Here is a 17,505-nt window from a genome sequence, read left to right on the forward strand (position 1 = left end):
TTAGAACCTATAGGCTGCGCCGATAAAGTAGGTGCTGCTATAGTCTTGGTCTAACAAGGGACTGGCGGCAATCTCATCGGCAATTAGAGTGTAACGAACTGCCAACAGTAGATCCCAATTGTCAGTTAATATATAACGAGCCGTCATTTCCGCACCTTTATCCCAGCCTGATTTTGCTTGATATTGTTCACTCCAATAGGCGTTTTCACTCGGTCTAACGCCATAATAATAATCGACCACTGCTTGGCTCTTCCAATCAAACACCAGTGCGAATTCAAAAATGAAACGATCATAATCCCAGCCATAGGTCCATTTTATTTGTGCTTCTGAACCTTGATGAACATTAAACATATCATGGGTGTACGCCAATCGAATAATGCCGAGTCGGGTATAGATGAATGCTTCGGCACCGCCAAGTAGGGTGAAGTTCCGCGTCTCTAAAGAATTAAATTCACGTTCGGGTTCTGTCGACAAAGACATGTTATTTATGGCTTTGGCTTCGACTTGTGTGCCGCGGTTCAAAAAGATATTCGATGGGTCCCAGCGATAGAAATAGGCTCTATCTAAGCTATAACTGGTGACGAGATTGAACGTGAAGCTTTCTTGCTCGGCTAAGGTGTAGCCTAAATTACCATTATCGAAGAACCAGTGTTCGCCGTAATAGGCCACTGTAGGGATAAAGAACAGTGGAATATCGTCAAAATCCTTGAGTGGATTGCTTTTTTGTCCCCAGCCAATGGCGACACCGAGATCCCAGTTGTTCATCTCAATGCATTGATTTTCTGATGCGCAGATTTCTTTCGCCATTCCGACAGAAGGCAAAATACTTAAACTTGTAATGAGGACAAAAAGGATGCGATACATGATTTAACGATTAAGGGCTGAGGTTAATAATACAGGAAAATAGATTAGCATTTTATGCCCAATTCAACAGTGGTTTCATTCGCAGGGATGCAAAATGATACAGCTATCAATTAAATAGTAAATTTGTAGATCGCACAATACCTTGATAGTCATGCTAAAAGCCTATTTTGGTGGCTTTCATACGGTTAATTGTGGATGTTAAATTTTGTATTCGATACGTTTCGTCTGTAACGGAAATGATGTTAATTGTGAGCAATATAGCTTTTTTCTTGAAAAGAATAATGCCATTCGCGGTTGTGAACGGCATTTAATGAAGCTGAATAACGCGATGTTGCGGTAGATGTTGCAGTAATAACACAGAGATTAGAATGAAGATTAATTAACCTCAGTAACCGACTTGTAGCCCATTTCTGTCAGTTGATCGTTTACACAATCAAGCACATATTGTTTTAGCTCTGCATTTTCGACTTGATCTTCAGAGGCCATCTGCTGGCACACTTCTTTCAGCTGAGCGATATCGGCTGCTGGTGCAGGCGGTAAAGAGGAGTCGTCAGCAAAGGTCGTGAAGCTAACTAATGCCAATAGGGTGAAAACAGCTGATAACTTATTCATTTTATTTCCTTTAGTTATGTATTGTTAACCACAGATTAAGAAGCATTCTCTTAATACCACTGCGCCAACATCAGCAATTTATCACTGCTATTCTGTTTTAGATATAAATAATTTTTACCTTTTTGGGTTAAGGTTTTTTAGCTTGTTTTCCTTTGATTCGCTTCAAGTAAATCTGATGCTTAAGTGCTGTTCAATAGACTTAGCTTTAGTCATTATCCCAACAGATGAACCTGTTGAGTTTGGCTTCAGCGCAAACGGCTTTGTGCAAAGGTTATGTGCAGAGTGAGTCGTGCTTAACTCCTGCATTAGCTTCGTAGGCTAAAATAGGCTAAATCTGGCATCACAGAGTTGGTTTTTTCAAAAGTGCCACTTACATCACCTTAACCACTGATTTGCGATTAAGTGCAGTATTATTGCTATTTTAGCCCTAATTTTGATTAAGGTTTTAAGGACGCTTAATACTAAACTATGCGGCAGTTATAAAAAGTCGCATAAAATGCGATATGACGCAGGTTGTAGTCGGCTTTCTTCCTAGAATATTGAATTGAAAAGAATTAATTTTTAATCAAAATTAGGACTTGGTTTATTTTCAGTATGTTTAATTTTAAGTGTATGTTTTTATTTTGTATTTATTGCTATTTATTCATTTTTAATGATTTCGTTGCCAAGGTTGTAGCTATCCTCTAGAATGCGCGGCTCTCGCAGGTGCGAGAACATAAGGTTGACGGTTAATGCCGTTGATTTTTATTGAATTATTGATTTTTCTCTAGGGGAACTCTGTGTCTACAAAACTGGCTAATCCAGCGCCATTAGGTTTAATGGGCTTTGGTATGACAACGATTTTGTTAAACATTCATAACGCGGGATATTTCCCTATTGATTCTATGATCTTAGCCATGGGGATTTTTTACGGCGGCATTGGTCAAGTGATTGTGGGTATTATGTGTTTTATGCGCGGCGATACTTTCGGTACGACGGCATTTACCTCTTACGGGTTGTTTTGGTTAACATTAGTGGGATTAATCCTAATGCCTAATGCGGGCATTGCGGCGAGTCCAACGTATTTTATGGGCTGGTATTTAACGCTTTGGGGCATATTCACCGCATTTATGTTTGTGGGTTCTTTACGTTATCCACGAGCTAAGCAATTTGTGTTTGCTTCTTTGACTGTCTTATTTTTCCTATTAGCGGCGCGTGATTTCACGGGCAGCGCCTTGATTGGCACTATTGCTGGCTTTGAAGGGATCATCTGTGGTGCGAGTGCGATTTATTTTGCGATGGCGCAGGTGCTCAATAATGAGTATGGCCGCACGATTTTACCGGTTGGTGAATTGAAAAAGTAACGATTCAGCGATGGATAGTAGTGAAAAAGGCTGATGCAGATCAGCCTTTTTTATGGGTGTTTTTTAGCGGGACTAGATTTTAGTTTTAATATAGGCCGCAGCCGCCTCATCTAAGCTACGCGAGGATACATAACTCGTGCCTGCCTTGTGGGTGATCAAGAAACCTTTTTCAGTTTCTTTAATCCGGTAAATGTCGGTCCATAAAATTTGGCTGGTCACTGACATAGATTGAGTGTGGATCCCTTGCTCATCAATGGTGAGCGTGACCTCATTGCTGGCCGCTTTACTCATCATTTGACGCATCAACCACCATGCCTTGTGATACTTCACATTGAGCGCCTCGATAACGCCGAGTCCAACGAAGAAGTAAGCTAAATACAGGCTAATGTCGGCGAAGATCAGCGCGATACCTATCAGGCCCAACCCTATGGCTTTGTAGTAAGGTTTGAGCGTGGGATCAGGCACGACAGATTGGGTATAGCACTCATCGAAATGGGCTTTATCTAAAATATAGGTCGTTGAGTAAGAATAGGGCGTCGGCATAATGTCATCTACTTTAGGTGCAGCTTAATGCGGGCTAGTGTAGCGATTACAGTGATAAAAGTAACTAAAGTCACTAATTCATAAAGCCACTAATGCATAAAGTTGCTCGTGTATTAAGTCGCTACGTATAAAGCGCTAAGATCGCTCGCGTGAGTATGGGTAAGTGCGGCGTCGCGTCCTATGCCAATGTTGGAAGGATATCCTCGATACTGGGAGTTGGACAGAAATGCTGCAACGGCTATATTAGTCTTGTCGTCAGCGTTATTCGATCCCATGAGTTCCTCAAGGAGTGCGAAAGCATAATGGCCTTAGTCCCTAAAGATTTTGTTAATTACAAATCAACGCCGGTTTTCAGCCGTGACAACGTCCCTAAAATGTTGTTACACATGCACAATACTAAGGCTGGCGTGTATGGGCAGCTCCAAGTGCTAACGGGTAGCTTAAAGTTCTATGGCTTTACGGGCAGCAGAGGCGAGTTAGATAAAGAGATCATCATTCGCGCCGGTGAAACGGCCATTTCTCATCCCGAGTATTGGCACAAAGTGGAGCTACTGACTGAAGATACCCAGTTCAGACTCCACTTTTATGCCCATAAAGATTCCGCCATAGCGGCACAGCAGCAATCAGAGCGAAGTGAATAGATGCTTAGCATCTAGCATCTAGCATCTAGCATCTAGCAACTAACACTCAGTCCAATTTGCACGGTTCGCGGCTGCAGTTGGCCACTTTATTTAATAACGACTTACGCTAATAGCGATTTCGCTCTGCTGGAATATCAGTTAAATATTCGACAAATTCCACTTCAAAACCATGGGCGTCAAAGAAGTAAATATTACGCCGATAGGGATCTTCCATGCCATCTTTGGCAATCGGGAAGCCTGCTTGGGTCAATCTTGCTATCACAGCATCTAAGTTGTCGGTGACAAAGGCAAAATGTGCCAGTCCAATTTGATGACCCGTTAAATCTCGGTTTTCTCCCTCACCATTGTCACTAAAAGCAATGTATTGATAATCATCGCCAAAATGAATCCAATTGCGAGGTTTGCCGTACCAAGTGCCTTTATCGCCACCACGAACACGCCAGTGGGGAAAAGCCGCTTGATAAAAGCGCAGTGCTGCGGGGATGTCGTCTACGACTAAGTTGATATGCTCTAAATGAATCATAATGCGTTCCTTGTAATGATTTTAGTCTGTTGCTGGTGGTTAAAATCTCAAGCCGCTTACATACCGTAACAGTATTCCTGCTGCTTTGGGTACGCTTGTCCGGCATGTTGTTGACGAATGGGCGCTAATGCTTGGGCGTATTGATGCAGCATATACAAGCTGTACTGTACTCTTTCCCTGAGTGCGATATCTCGAGCACCTTCGGGAACGGCATTGAGTACATTGCTAACATTGCGGATGATCAAGTGATCGGGAATGGGCACTAATTTATTGTTTTTGAGTGCATTCATCTTCACTTCAACGATGGGATAAGTACCGCCAATTCCGCTTGAAACAGAAATTAACAGTGCCGGTTTATGGGCGGTTTCTTCGCGAGTACACATCAATAAAAAGTTCTTCAGTAGTGGCGATGCCATGCCGCCCCATTCTGGGGTGATAAGCACCAGCGCATCGGCTTCATCGACGCTTTGTTCTATTTCGGGCCAGTGCTCCCCCTTGTTGTCTTCCTCTCCATCCCAAAATGGCAGGTTAAATTGGCATAACTCTAAGTGATGTATGCTGGTGTAACCCATAGCATGGGGAGATGAGAAACTGCTTTCGGCAATGTAGCGACCGACTTTAGCACTTTGGGAGTCGGGTCTTTGGCTGGTGCTGATGATGAGTAACTTCATTAAGTAAACCTATTTGTTTATAAATTATTTATAAGGTAATTACTTTATTTAATCTTGTAAAGGATAAAGTAAATAAAAAAGTTTATTTAATCTATTAAAGCGGTACTGGATCGGAGATAATGCGCTGGCTACCATCGGAGAGTTCAGATGAAAACCACTGATAAGATTATTCAATTGCTCAAGTTACATGGCCCACTTACCGCTAAAACCTTAGCGGAGGAATTGGCGTTAACGACTATGGGCGTACGTCAACATCTTCAAGCTTTGGAAGACGCAGGCGATGTGGACATCGAAGATAGAGTTGAAGGTCGTGGTCGCCCAACGCGTTACTGGAGATTGACGGAACAGAGCCGCAGTCATTTTGCCGATCGCCATGAGGAATTGACGGTACAGCTAATTGATTCGGTGAAAATGATCTTTGGCGACCAAGGCTTAGATAAGCTTATCGATTACAGGGAGCAAAGTGCGTTAGTCCAATATCGTGCCGCTATGGAAGGGGCGACAGATATTCCGACACGTTTGGACATCCTTGCGAAGTTACGCTCGAATGAAGGTTATATGGCAACGATGGAACACATCGATGGAGTGTATTTTCTACTCGAAAATCATTGTCCTATCTGCGCCGCAGCGACTAAGTGTTTAAACTTTTGCCGCTCAGAGTTACAACTTTTCCAGCAATTATTCGCCGATATCGCGGTGGTGAGTCGCGAAGAACATATCATCGAAGGTGCACGCCGCTGTGCATATAAGATTGAGGCTATTCATCACTAGTGGGACTTAAGCCGCTCAATTATGGCGCTTTATCTTTAGGATAAAACGCCACTGAGCGCCAACGCTATATATCAAGCGTTAGTGCGCAGCTTAGAACTTAGTAGCTTAGAGCTTTTCAGGTTCGTGATAGGCCAATAACGTTTCGAAACGAGCATGTCCTTTAAGTTGTGAGAAATCCGCCTCATCTAAGGCCAGTTCCTTGAAGGATGCACTGTTATGAATGGCGCGCTCTAAATCAGAAATCGCTCTATCTTCAACCCCTAAACACGCAAAGGCGCAGGCTCTTTGATAAAAAGCGTGAGCGTTTGTTGGATCAACTTCCAGAACGCGATTACACAGGCTTTGTGCCCAGTTAAATTCGCGCATTTCCATTGCGGCGTCGGCCTTGTAGGTCAGCGCTTCTAAATCCCCAGGTCGAATCGTGAGGATCTCATCATAGACTTCAATCTTTTGCTCTGGCGTTTGCGCACTTTGCGCCCGTAGCCAGAGGTTATGGATTTCATTGATAATCTCAATCTCGCGATTATTGTCCGTGATAGTACGGCTCTTACGCTTGAGTTCTTGCTCAAGTACTTTGAACTTTTCTTCGTATTGTTCGGCAATACTTTGCAGCTGGTTAGCAGCCAGTTTGGCGGTGTGCGTTTTGATTTCCCGCAGGGATTGCCAGCCGATAAAGGCGACTAACGAGGCGACACCCGCGATGATGTAGAAGAAGTAAGTCACAGTGACATTGGCGTAATTCATCGACTTATCGGCAACGGCGAGTTCCCGGTCGGTGATGTCTATGGTGAGGCGACGCTCGAGATCCTGTTGATCGTGTCTAAGGGATTTAAGTTCATCGAGGACGTAACGCTCGATCAGCGGTTTATCATGGATAGCAGAAGTGCGAGCCGCTTCTGGGTGATTAACTGTCTCGCTCGCTTGGGCGAAAAAAGAGCTCGCAAGCGTCACTAAAAGCAAGGCTAAAAATAGCAGGTTTGAATGTATTAAAACGGGACTTGCGGATAAGTTTTTGATGCGGTAACCACTCACAGTAAGATGAATTGAGCGCCTAGCTTAACAAATTTTACCTCGTCCGATCCAATTTAGCCCTGAATTGCCTTTGTGAAGATTCGCAGCATTGGCTTGCTATGAGCCGAACTTGCATCCTGCTAGAATAGCTATCCCATTCATATTTCGTCATTTGTGGTGTTATGCAATCTAAGCGCGGCCGACTCGATCGTTATCTTTGTACCCAGTTACACACTCACCGTAAAGCGGTGCGTGAACTGCTATTATCGGGCCGAGTGTGCGTCGATGGATTGATAGTGAAAGATATGGATAGGCAAGTGGATGAGTTTTCCCACATCCAACTCGATGAGCAAATACTGCAGGCTAATGTGCCCGTCTATGTGATGCTCCACAAGCCGATTGGAGTGGTGAGTGCTACCAAAGACACTCAGCATAAAACAGTGATTGATTTGCTTGATTGCAAAGCCCGTGATGAGTTGCATATCGCCGGCAGATTAGATTTAAACTCTTCGGGTTTGTTGTTATTGACCAATGACAGCCGCTGGTCTGATGCGCTGATGTCACCCACACACAAGGTCGACAAAGTGTATCGGGTTACCTTGGCTAATCCTATAACCGAAGAATACATCGCTGCATTTGCCGAAGGGATGTATTTTGGCTTTGAAGATATTACAACCCAACCCGCTAAACTGGTTATCCTCGCTGATAACGTGGCTGAAGTGACGTTACATGAAGGTAAGTATCATCAAATCAAGCGGATGTTTGGTCGATTCCGCAATCCGGTTGTTGGCCTGCATCGATTGTCGATAGGCGATATTGTGCTCGATGAAAAACTCGCTCCGGGTGAAAGTCGCGCACTCACTGCTGCTGAAGTGGCCTCTATCCGTTAAAAATGATGAACAGAAAAGCACATCAAGCATTCATCGTTCTTATCGTTATTGTTTGCCATGCTAACAATGAAAGCTAAGCATAAAAGCTAAGTACAAAAGCTAAGTGCAAAAGCTAAGCAGTCAAACGGACCTGAGCGTGAATGCCCTCAAGTCCGTGCCATGCCATTAAAGATCGGCGTGGGGGCCGAACACTTCATAGTGCATGTTTTCTGCCGCGACACCCAGAGCGAGTAGTTGTTGCTTGATGGCTGACATGAATCCAAGGGGGCCGCAGAAATAATAACGTGCGTGTGGAAGCAGCAACTCGGCGACTTTACTTAACTCCATTTGCCCTTCGAAATCATAATCTTCACCTAACGTATCGGTTGGGGCTGGCTCACGATACCAAACATGACTCGTCAGATTATGATGTTGTTGGCGCTTGGTGTGAATCGCCTGTTTAAACCCGTGTACGGCGCCTTGCTCACAGGCATGCAGCCAAGTGATAGTACTTGGATGTTGCAGCTTGAGTAATTGATTGAGCATACTTTTCATCGGTGTTTGGCCTACACCAGCTGAAATAAGTACTACCGGCGTGTCCGCTGCGACTTCTAGGGTAAAGTCTCCCGCGGGTGGCATTACCGCGATTTTGTCGCCGACGTGTATCGCATCATGCAGCAGGTTCGACACTTGGCCGCCGAGTTCGCGTTTCACACTGATGCGGTAGCTGGTGCCATTAGGCGCATCGGATAAGGAATATTGGCGGATTTCTTCATATGCCAAATTCGGGTGTGTTAGCTTCAAACTTAAATACTGACCGGGAATAAAATCTTTAACTGGCTTGCCATCTGCGGGCGTCAATATGAAGGAGGTGATGACTGCTGACTCGGTATTTTTCGCACTAATAATAAACTGACGCTCACCCAACCAGCCACCATCTTGTTCTGCATGCGCTTGATAAATCTGTGCTTCTCGCTGAATAAAAATGTTGGCTAAAAATCCATAGGCCTGTGCCCAAGCTTCTAACACTTCTTCTGTTACCGCATCGCCCCCTAATTCTTTAAGCGTTGCCAATAAATGGCCGCCGACGATCGCATATTGCTCAGGTTTGATCAAAAACCCCGTATGTTTTTGGGCAATGCGTTCGACCGTTGAACTCAGTACCGCTAAGTTTTCGATATTCTTCGCATAGGCTGCGACGGCATTGAACAGGGCTACAGGCTGACCACCAGAATGTTGGTGCGCCAAATTAAATACATCTTTTAGTTCAGGATTATGTTTGAACATGCGTTGATAAAAATGGGTCGTCAGCGCAGGGCCTGCTGATTCGAGTAAGGGAATGGTGCTCTTGATAACTTGGATAGTACGGCTGTCCAACATAGAAAATCCTTAACGTGTAAATATTATGAATGTTTTATGATTTTAAAGATCTATTTGATTTAGATCAATAGAGATTATCGCTATCTGTGCTATCGATAACGAGGCTGAGATCATTTGAAGTGTTCAATTGAAGGAGAAATTAAATCGAGAAATAATGAAACAGATATTCTATTTCAATGGGTTACTGATGATGTAAATAGAGGGGAGTTTGACTGCAACAGCAAAAATGGTTGCAGTCGTTTGGTGGTTGATTGAGTTAAATTAAAGCTTAAATGCGCTCACTTGATTGCGCATGCTGCTGGCGAGCTTAGTCAAATTAATCACAGATTCACTTAATTCCGCCGCCGAAGCTGTGGAATGCTCTGCGATATCGCTGATGGCAATAATGCTGCGATTAATACTCTCAGCAACGCTACTTTGCTCTTCAGCTGCGGTCGCAATGTGGGTATTCAGCTCGGTGATGCTGTCTACTGAGGTGACAATTTCTTTCAGCGCTTGACCCGCCTGATTGGCTTTATCGTTGGCATCATCTACTTGATTGATACCGATTTCCATGGCGCTGACGGCTTCTTTAACTCCTTGTTGTAGGGTAGCAATCATGGCCTCAATTTCTTGAGTCGATTTTTGAGTGCGTTGCGCTAGAGTTCGCACTTCATCGGCCACGACCGCAAAACCGCGACCTTGCTCTCCCGCCCGTGCGGCTTCAATGGCGGCATTGAGTGCGAGTAGATTAGTTTGTTCGGCAATGCTCTTAATCACATCGAGTACGCGGCCGATATTTTGGCTTTCATTAGATAAAAATCCAATGACCTGCGCCGTTTTTTGAATTTGATCAGAAAGCTGCGACATACTGCTAATCGATTGCAGCACAATATTATTGCCGTTGGCGGCATAGGTATCGGCATCTTTGGCTGAATCCGCTGCGGCAGATGCGCTTTGGGCGACTTCGGCAACGGTGGCCGTCATCTCATTCATGGCCGTTGCAGTCTGCTCCGTTTCGGCTTGTTGCTGTTGCATCCGTTTATTGGTGGCTTGGGTGAAGCTACTTAACTCATTTGCCGAACTGTTGACCGTAGTTGCCGCCTCGGCAATGGAATGAAGAATGCCCCGCAAGTGTTCAATTACTTGGGTGAGGCTCGTGGATATTTGTCCTAACTCATCGTGATTAAAGGTGGTGAATCTGACGGTGAGATCTGAGTCTTGATGGATCATCTTCAATTTACCGAGGATGTCATTAATGGGATTCATCACGCTGCGATTGACCCAGAGTCCAATCACAATACTGATGATCATGGCGGCACAGGCTAATGCCACAAAAATAGTGATTGATGATTGGTAAATGGCATTTACACGATCTTTTTCTTCGCCCGCCACGCGGATTTGCAGTGCAATCAGTTCAGATATTTGGTTACTGATAGGATCAATTGCTTGGTACAGCGGCAGGATATTGGCTGAGAGTTGGCTTGAAACATCACCGTTTAATCCTCTTAAGCGCGAGATCAGGGTATCAATCTGTTGATTCGCGGGGGAGAACAGCACTTCGGCTTGTTTTACGAGTCGGGATTCTTCTGAGGTAAGCTCGGTAGATAGGTATTTTTGCCAATGTTGAGTAATAGTCGATTTGGCACTGTCTAGCGCTTCAGCCGCTTGCGAGGCGGTGAAACCACCCGCGTTCGCCTTATTGACCGCATCGATAACATCGACCGCATACTTATCGGCAATCACTTTTAAATCATCCAGCGGCACCACTCTGTCGTTATAGATGCGTTCAACACCCGACTCAATGTTGCCCATCATATTAATGGCGAGAAAACCAATCGTCAGTAACATTGCAAGGGGGACCAAAATACCGATAAACATTTTTTGTTTTATTTGTAGACCGTTCATATGGGATAGCCTCAGTGAACTAAAGAGTCCTTTAGGCAGAGCTCGAGCTATCCCTATGATGAGTCTGTAACATTAGGTATAGCAAATCAGCGGAAAGAGGGGAGAGTAACAGAGGATTTATTTTGTTTCAGATACAAAAAAACCTCGCTAAGCGAGGTTTAAATGTTGGTACAGATGAGAGGACTTGAACCTCCACGCCCTTGCGAGCACCAGCACCTGAAGCTGGCGTGTCTACCAATTCCACCACATCTGCATGGCTATCCGAAATTTCATCGAATGAGTAATCTCAAAACCGAAGAAACAATCTTAATGCTTCGTTTCATTCGTTGAACTGCAATTTGGTACAGGTGAGAGGACTTGAACCTCCACGCCCTTGCGAGCACCAGCACCTGAAGCTGGCGTGTCTACCAATTCCACCACACCTGCACTGTACCTATTGCAGTTCTCTAACATTAGTCGCTGTAGCAACCAATTTAAAGATGGTGCCCGAACCCGGAATCGAACCAGGGACACGAGGATTTTCAATCCTCTGCTCTACCGACTGAGCTATTCGGGCGACGGGCGCAATTTAAAGGCTTTTCGGGTTTTGAGTCAATAGATTTTTACTAAATAACGTAAAAAGTGACTCGGTTGGATAAGATTTACACGAAAGTGTCATTTACGCTGCAAGTGGCGAGCTAAAAATAGTCAAACCACTATCCACGCTGGGGACTTAGCAATATCCAGTGATGGGTTAACTTGGGTAACAAAGCAAAAAAATGCCCCTATTAAAGGGGCATTCTCGGCTAGTTTGATAAGATTTCATTGTTTGGATAGTTAGCTTGCATTACCATGAGCACGTTTTGCTTCAGCTTGCTCTGACCTAATTCGCCATAAGCTTCTATCATTATCTCTAATGCCCGTTCATTTGAAGGGGTGCCAGGATATGTTTCCATTACAGATTGTGCTCGGATTGCTGCGGCGCTCCATGCATTCATCTTGAGATAATATTCGGCAACTTGGATTGAATATCTTGCTAAGCGATTCTTCAACGCTAACATGCGTTTTTGCGCATCGGCGGCATATTTGCTGTTAGGGTAAGTTTTGATAAGACGATCAAAATCTTTGAAAGCATCTTGAGCATTTTTAGGGTCACGATCGGTTCGGTCGATATTTAGCATATCGTGGAACAAATAGTTGTCGGCTTGCATGTTCACTAAACCGCGCATATAGAACACATAGTCAATATCAGGGTGGGTAGGATTAAGACGGATAAATCTGTCTATGTTCGCAATCCCCGAAGCGACATCGTCCATTTTGTAGTAAGCATAAATCAGGTCTAACTGGACTTGAGTTTTGTGAGGTCCGAAGGGGAAGCGTGAGTCTAACGCCTCCAAAGAACGGACAGCTTTAGAGTAATTGCCAAGTTCCATAGAGGTTCTTGCCTGAGTGTAAAGCACATCAGGTGACGTTTTGGCGGCAATATCGTTATCATCAGGGCTGCTGCTACAGGCTGATAACGCTAGTGAAAATAGGACTAAGGTAACGCCTTTGGAAAATTTATACATACTTGAATTCAATTCTTTTTAAGTTGTAGTTAAGAATTTTTCCATTTCACTATAAAATAGAAAACATCCGATTGTAACAGATAGCACACATTTTTTGACCCCTAAATGGGGATACGGTTCCTATGACACAAGAGATTAATCTAAAAAGCGAGATTTCGGCAACACAAACTGGACTGAGATTAGATCAGGCCCTAGCAGAGTTGTTCCCAGATTACTCGCGCACGCGCATCAAGGAATGGATCCTATCTGATGCAGTTCATGTTGACGGCGTTGTCGTTAATAAGCCCCGCGAGAAAGTTTATGAGCTGCAACAGATACTCATAGACGCCACTCTCGAAGAAGAAGTCCATGCCGCGGCGCAGGCCATTGATCTGGATATCGTCTATGAAGATGACGACATTATCGTGATCAACAAGCAAGCTGGATTGGTGGTTCACCCTGGTGCTGGCAATGCCGATGGCACTTTGATGAATGCACTATTGCACCATTGTCCTGATATTGAGCATGTGCCACGTGCGGGTATTGTGCATCGTCTGGACAAAGATACAACAGGTTTGATGGTCGTTGCCAAAACCGTTGAAGCGCAAACGCATTTAGTTGCCGCTTTGCAGGCCCGTGAAATCACTCGTGAATACGAAGCGATTGTTATGGGAACTATGACTGGTGGCGGTACTGTGGATGAGCCGATTGGTCGCCATCTTACTAAACGTACTCACATGGCCGTGCTGCACTCAGGTAAACCTGCGGTGACGCATTACCGTGTCGCGGAAAAATTCCGTAACCACACGCGTTTGAGATTACGTCTAGAATCTGGCCGTACTCACCAGATTCGTGTGCACATGGAATACATAGGCCACGTGTTAGTGGGCGATCCTGTGTATGGTGGTCGTCCAAAACCGCCTAAAGCGGCGAGCCCAGAGTTTTTCGATATCCTGAAAAACTTCAAGCGCCAAGCGCTGCACGCAGTTCGTCTAGAATTAGCTCACCCAGTGAGTTGTGAAATCATGAGCTGGCAAGCGCCAATTCCTGAAGACATGGTGATTTTGACTAAAGCACTGCGTCAAGACACGGTAGAGCATCCGATCGAGTATCTCTAAGTGTTTGATCACGATTGGCCTGTTCCTGCTAATGTTGGCATCGCTATGACAAATCGTCATGGCGGTGTGAGCTTGCATCCCTATGACAGTTTGAATCTTGGACTGCATGTCGATGATGCTGAACAGCAGGTGATGGCTAATCGTGAATTACTCTGCAAACAATTAGCGTTAACTGCCGCTCCTGTCTGGCTTGAGCAAGTCCATGGTACCCATGTGCTCAATTTAGATATGCTGAGCTTAGCTCAGGCAGCGGATACGCCGATTGCCGATGCCAGTTATAGCCGAACTGCGAGCCAAGTTTGCGCTGTAATGACCGCCGATTGTTTACCTGTATTGCTGTGTAATCAAGCGGGAACGGAAGTGGCAGCGGCCCATGCCGGTTGGCGCGGTTTATGTGATGGCGTGATTGAGGCCACCGCGGCGCAGTTTAGTTCTCCTATGGATGAGTTGATTGCCTACCTCGGCCCGGCCATTGGTCCGCAAAAATTTGAAGTGGGCGTCGAAGTGAAGCACGCATTCTGTGGCTTACATCTACAGGCGGCTGCGTGTTTTATTCCCAGTGGTGACAAGTATCTGGCCGATATTATTGGCTTGGCTAAATTACGCTTGAGTTTACTCGGCATCAAGCATATTTATAGCGCCGATATCTGCACTGTCAGTGACACTGATTACTTCTCTTATCGTCGCGATAAGGTGACGGGGCGCATGGCATCGTTGATCTGGCTTAAGTCTTAAGTTAATTCCCCTACAATTTATATTTATTTCCGTGTTATCCGCTTGAATTTGGCTAAATAGCCCCCATCTTTTAACTAACGAAATGTAATACCAATCCTATTAAGATCTCTTCATTAGCGGTACTGATTTAACGCCACTAAATTGGCAAGATATCTTGTGGATTGGCATATCTCTACTATGTGAGTTTTAGGAGGCTGTATGCGACTCGATCGTATGACCAATAAATTTCAGCTTGCCATCTCAGATGCCCAGTCTCTCGCACTCGGGCGTGATCATCAGTTTATTGAACCGCTGCATTTGATGATGGCATTGTTGAACCAAGATTCAGGTTCAATCCATCCCTTATTGACCCAAGCTGGCATTCGCGTGAGTGCGCTGCGCTCGCTTTTGAGTCAAGAGCTGGAACGCTTACCTCAAGTCGAAGGTACCGGCGGCGATGTGCAATTATCCCAAGGTTTAATACGTTTATTAAATCTGTGCGATAAATTGGCGCAAAAGCGTAAAGACAAATATATCTCTAGCGAGTTATTTGTATTAGCTGCGTTAGAAGGGGGCGATGCCCTCGCGCAAGCGTTGAAAAAAGCCGGCGCGACCAAAGAGTTGATGGAGCAAACCATTGAACAAATGCGCGGTGGCCAAAAAGTGGATGATCCGAACGCTGAAGATCAACGCCAAGCGTTGAAGAAATTTACTATCGATCTGACCGAGCGAGCCGAACAAGGCAAGTTAGATCCTGTGATCGGCCGTGACGATGAAATTCGCCGCACGATCCAAGTATTACAACGTCGCAGTAAAAACAACCCCGTCCTTATCGGTGAACCGGGTGTGGGTAAAACTGCAATTGTTGAAGGACTTGCCCAGCGTATCGTTAATGGTGAAGTCCCCGAGGGGATTAAAAATAAGCGCGTCTTATCCCTCGACATGGGCTCATTGATTGCTGGCGCTAAATATCGCGGTGAGTTCGAAGAACGCTTAAAAGCGGTATTGAATGAGTTGGCGCAGGAAGAAGGTCAAGTGATCCTCTTCATCGACGAGCTGCATACTATGGTCGGCGCCGGTAAAGGTGAAGGCGCAATGGATGCAGGTAACATGCTCAAACCTGCGTTAGCGCGTGGTGACTTACACTGCGTGGGTGCGACCACACTTGATGAGTATCGTCAGTACATTGAAAAAGATGCGGCGCTTGAACGTCGTTTCCAAAAAGTGCTGGTGGATGAGCCAAGCGTTGAAGACACCATCGCCATTTTGCGTGGCCTGAAAGAACGTTACGAGCTGCATCACCATGTGGAAATTACCGATCCGGCGATTGTGGCGGCGGCGACTATGTCGCACCGTTATGTGTCGGACCGTAAGTTGCCCGATAAAGCGATCGATTTGATCGACGAAGCGGCATCGAGTATCCGCATGCAGATGGACTCAAAACCTGAGTCACTCGACCGGCTTGAACGACGTGCTATCCAGCTCAAACTGGAGGAGCAAGCGTTAGCCAAAGAAAATGATGAGGCGAGTCGTCGCAGGCTTGACCATCTGCAAGAGGAATTACGTGACGTTGAAGCTAAAGCTTCAGAGTTGAACGAAATCTGGCGTACTGAAAAAGCCGCATTAGCGGGAACTCAGCATATTAAAGCCGATCTCGAACAGGCTCGAATGGACTTAGAAGTGGCGCGTCGTGCGGGTGATTTAACTCGGATGTCTGAGTTGCAATACGGTCGTATTCCTGAGCTTGAAAAACAGCTCGATTTGGCATCGCAAGCCGAAATGCAGGACATGACGTTATTGCGTAACAAGGTCACTGAGTTCGAAATCGCCGAAGTCTTGTCGAAAGCGACGGGAATACCCGTATCGAAAATGCTTGAAGGCGAGCGCGAAAAATTACTGCAAATGGAAGTGGCGCTGCACGAGCGGGTGATAGGCCAAAACGAAGCCGTCGATGCGGTCGCGAATGCGATTCGTCGTAGCCGCGCGGGTCTGGCGGATCCAAATCGCCCGATTGGCTCGTTCCTGTTTTTAGGCCCAACGGGTGTGGGTAAAACTGAGCTGTGTAAATCACTGGCGAGGTTCTTATTCGATACCGAATCGGCCTTAGTGCGCATTGATATGTCTGAGTTTATGGAGAAACACTCAGTATCGCGTTTAGTGGGTGCACCTCCTGGATACGTGGGTTATGAAGAGGGCGGTTACTTAACGGAAGCCGTTCGTCGTAAACCGTATTCGGTGATATTGCTCGACGAAGTCGAGAAAGCGCATCCCGATGTGTTTAACATCTTACTGCAAGTGCTTGATGATGGACGCTTAACCGATGGCCAAGGTCGTACTGTAGATTTTAGAAATACAGTGATCATCATGACCTCGAACTTAGGCTCCGACATTATCCAAGAAGGATTTGGTCAAGTGACCTATGCAGAGATGAAAGCGGCGGTAATGAATGTGGTTACTCACAGTTTCAGGCCCGAGTTTTTAAACCGTATCGATGAATCTGTGGTGTTCCATCCATTGGATGCTGCCAATATCAAGCGTATTGCTTCGATACAGATTGCTTCCTTACGCCAACGTTTAGCTGAAAAGGACTATACATTGGAGATCACCGACGACGCATTATCATTGATTGCGGAAATTGGTTTCGATCCTGTGTATGGCGCAAGACCGTTGAAACGGGCATTGCAGCAAGAAGTCGAAAACCCGCTGGCGCAGAAATTACTGCGTGGCGACTTGTTACCGGGTAAACCGATCAAGGTCAGCTGTGCGGGTGGCGAGTTAGTGTTCGAGCAATAACCAGTAGCTAGTCACTTAGTGTGTTGTTTGAGTGCGATACGTTAATCGCAAGCTTGAAGTTGGATAGATTGAAATAGGCGAACTGAAATAAGCGTTCTTGAATGAACGAGCTTGAAATAAACTATCTTGCAATAAGAGATAGCGCTTTCTTAGTCAGTATCGCTACCGCTTCAAGCACTAAAACGAAAGGAGCCGAGTTTTTAACTCGGCTCCTTTTCTATTGCATCAGCGTTAATCAT

Annotated in this window: 16 protein-coding genes and 3 tRNA genes; 7 read left to right on the top strand and 12 right to left on the bottom strand. The window is 45.4% G+C overall.

Annotated features, from left to right (window positions below):
- Together OX890_RS07165 and OX890_RS07170 are read right to left on the bottom strand one after the other, a co-directional pair.
- A complete protein-coding gene (locus OX890_RS07165; protein WP_268650344.1) occupies positions 1 to 864 on the bottom strand; it encodes a MipA/OmpV family protein in 864 nt (287 codons plus the stop codon).
- A 375-nt stretch (positions 865 to 1,239) separates the two neighbouring features.
- Positions 1,240 to 1,476 carry a hypothetical protein gene (locus OX890_RS07170; RefSeq protein ID WP_012088493.1) on the bottom strand — a complete coding sequence of 79 codons (237 nt, stop codon included), beginning with the start codon at positions 1,474 to 1,476 and terminating at the stop codon, positions 1,240 to 1,242.
- 779 nt (positions 1,477 to 2,255) lie between these two features.
- Here OX890_RS07170 and OX890_RS07175 point away from each other — a divergent pair.
- Positions 2,256 to 2,819, top strand: coding sequence for an acetate uptake transporter (locus OX890_RS07175; protein ID WP_006085788.1), 564 nt, complete (start codon positions 2,256 to 2,258; stop codon positions 2,817 to 2,819).
- A 72-nt stretch (positions 2,820 to 2,891) separates the two neighbouring features.
- Here the strand turns inward: OX890_RS07175 and OX890_RS07180 are convergent, their stop codons facing one another.
- Positions 2,892 to 3,362 (bottom strand): YcxB family protein, encoded by a 471-nt coding sequence (locus tag OX890_RS07180; protein WP_259520644.1) that lies wholly within the window; start codon positions 3,360 to 3,362, stop codon positions 2,892 to 2,894.
- A gap of 302 nt (positions 3,363 to 3,664) precedes the next feature.
- On the opposite strand from OX890_RS07180, the gene OX890_RS07185 reads away from it, so the two are divergent.
- Complete coding sequence (locus OX890_RS07185; protein WP_006080579.1) at positions 3,665 to 4,003, top strand: DUF1971 domain-containing protein; 339 nt, start codon at positions 3,665 to 3,667, stop codon at positions 4,001 to 4,003.
- 106 nt (positions 4,004 to 4,109) lie between these two features.
- Here OX890_RS07185 and OX890_RS07190 read toward each other — a convergent pair whose 3' ends face one another.
- Positions 4,110 to 4,526 carry a VOC family protein gene (locus OX890_RS07190; protein ID WP_006080581.1) on the bottom strand — a complete coding sequence of 139 codons (417 nt, stop codon included), beginning with the start codon at positions 4,524 to 4,526 and terminating at the stop codon, positions 4,110 to 4,112.
- A gap of 56 nt (positions 4,527 to 4,582) precedes the next feature.
- On the bottom strand, positions 4,583 to 5,197 hold the full coding sequence (locus OX890_RS07195) for an NADPH-dependent FMN reductase (protein WP_006085784.1): 615 nt from the start codon (positions 5,195 to 5,197) through the stop codon (positions 4,583 to 4,585).
- Positions 5,198 to 5,344: 147 nt separating this feature from the next.
- On the opposite strand from OX890_RS07195, the gene OX890_RS07200 reads away from it, so the two are divergent.
- On the top strand, positions 5,345 to 5,968 hold the full coding sequence (locus OX890_RS07200; RefSeq protein WP_268650346.1) for a helix-turn-helix transcriptional regulator: 624 nt from the start codon (positions 5,345 to 5,347) through the stop codon (positions 5,966 to 5,968).
- A gap of 105 nt (positions 5,969 to 6,073) precedes the next feature.
- On the opposite strand, the gene OX890_RS07205 is transcribed toward OX890_RS07200, so the two are convergent.
- On the bottom strand, positions 6,074 to 7,000 hold the full coding sequence (locus OX890_RS07205) for a tetratricopeptide repeat protein (protein WP_310473062.1): 927 nt from the start codon (positions 6,998 to 7,000) through the stop codon (positions 6,074 to 6,076).
- Positions 7,001 to 7,161: 161 nt separating this feature from the next.
- On the opposite strand from OX890_RS07205, the gene OX890_RS07210 reads away from it, so the two are divergent.
- Entirely contained in the window at positions 7,162 to 7,869 is a 708-nt protein-coding gene (locus OX890_RS07210) for a pseudouridine synthase (protein ID WP_268650348.1), read from the top strand.
- Between the two features lie 165 nt (positions 7,870 to 8,034).
- Here the strand turns inward: OX890_RS07210 and hmpA are convergent, their stop codons facing one another.
- The 6 genes from hmpA to OX890_RS07240 all read right to left on the bottom strand — a co-directional run bounded on the left by hmpA (position 8,035) and on the right by OX890_RS07240 (position 12,662).
- Complete coding sequence (gene hmpA, locus OX890_RS07215) at positions 8,035 to 9,228, bottom strand: NO-inducible flavohemoprotein (RefSeq protein WP_268650349.1); 1,194 nt, start codon at positions 9,226 to 9,228, stop codon at positions 8,035 to 8,037.
- 261 nt (positions 9,229 to 9,489) lie between these two features.
- Positions 9,490 to 11,115, bottom strand: coding sequence for a methyl-accepting chemotaxis protein (locus tag OX890_RS07220; protein WP_268650350.1), 1,626 nt, complete (start codon positions 11,113 to 11,115; stop codon positions 9,490 to 9,492).
- Positions 11,116 to 11,281: 166 nt separating this feature from the next.
- Positions 11,282 to 11,368, bottom strand: a tRNA-Leu gene (locus OX890_RS07225).
- Between the two features lie 86 nt (positions 11,369 to 11,454).
- Positions 11,455 to 11,541, bottom strand: a tRNA-Leu gene (locus OX890_RS07230).
- Between the two features lie 54 nt (positions 11,542 to 11,595).
- A tRNA-Phe gene (locus OX890_RS07235) sits at positions 11,596 to 11,671 on the bottom strand.
- A gap of 229 nt (positions 11,672 to 11,900) precedes the next feature.
- Complete coding sequence (locus tag OX890_RS07240; RefSeq protein WP_006085778.1) at positions 11,901 to 12,662, bottom strand: outer membrane protein assembly factor BamD; 762 nt, start codon at positions 12,660 to 12,662, stop codon at positions 11,901 to 11,903.
- Between the two features lie 122 nt (positions 12,663 to 12,784).
- Between OX890_RS07240 and rluD the strand changes: the two genes are divergently transcribed.
- The 3 genes from rluD to clpB all read left to right on the top strand — a co-directional run bounded on the left by rluD (position 12,785) and on the right by clpB (position 17,266).
- On the top strand, positions 12,785 to 13,759 hold the full coding sequence (gene rluD, locus OX890_RS07245) for a 23S rRNA pseudouridine(1911/1915/1917) synthase RluD (protein WP_006080591.1): 975 nt from the start codon (positions 12,785 to 12,787) through the stop codon (positions 13,757 to 13,759).
- Complete coding sequence (gene pgeF, locus OX890_RS07250; protein ID WP_268650351.1) at positions 13,760 to 14,494, top strand: peptidoglycan editing factor PgeF; 735 nt, start codon at positions 13,760 to 13,762, stop codon at positions 14,492 to 14,494.
- 198 nt (positions 14,495 to 14,692) lie between these two features.
- Positions 14,693 to 17,266 carry an ATP-dependent chaperone ClpB gene (gene clpB / locus OX890_RS07255; RefSeq protein WP_006080593.1) on the top strand — a complete coding sequence of 858 codons (2,574 nt, stop codon included), beginning with the start codon at positions 14,693 to 14,695 and terminating at the stop codon, positions 17,264 to 17,266.
- The last annotated feature ends 239 nt before the right edge of the window (positions 17,267 to 17,505 follow it).

Origin of the sequence: Shewanella sp. DAU305, assembly GCF_026802235.1 — a bacterium.
GTDB lineage: Bacteria > Pseudomonadota > Gammaproteobacteria > Enterobacterales > Shewanellaceae > Shewanella > Shewanella baltica.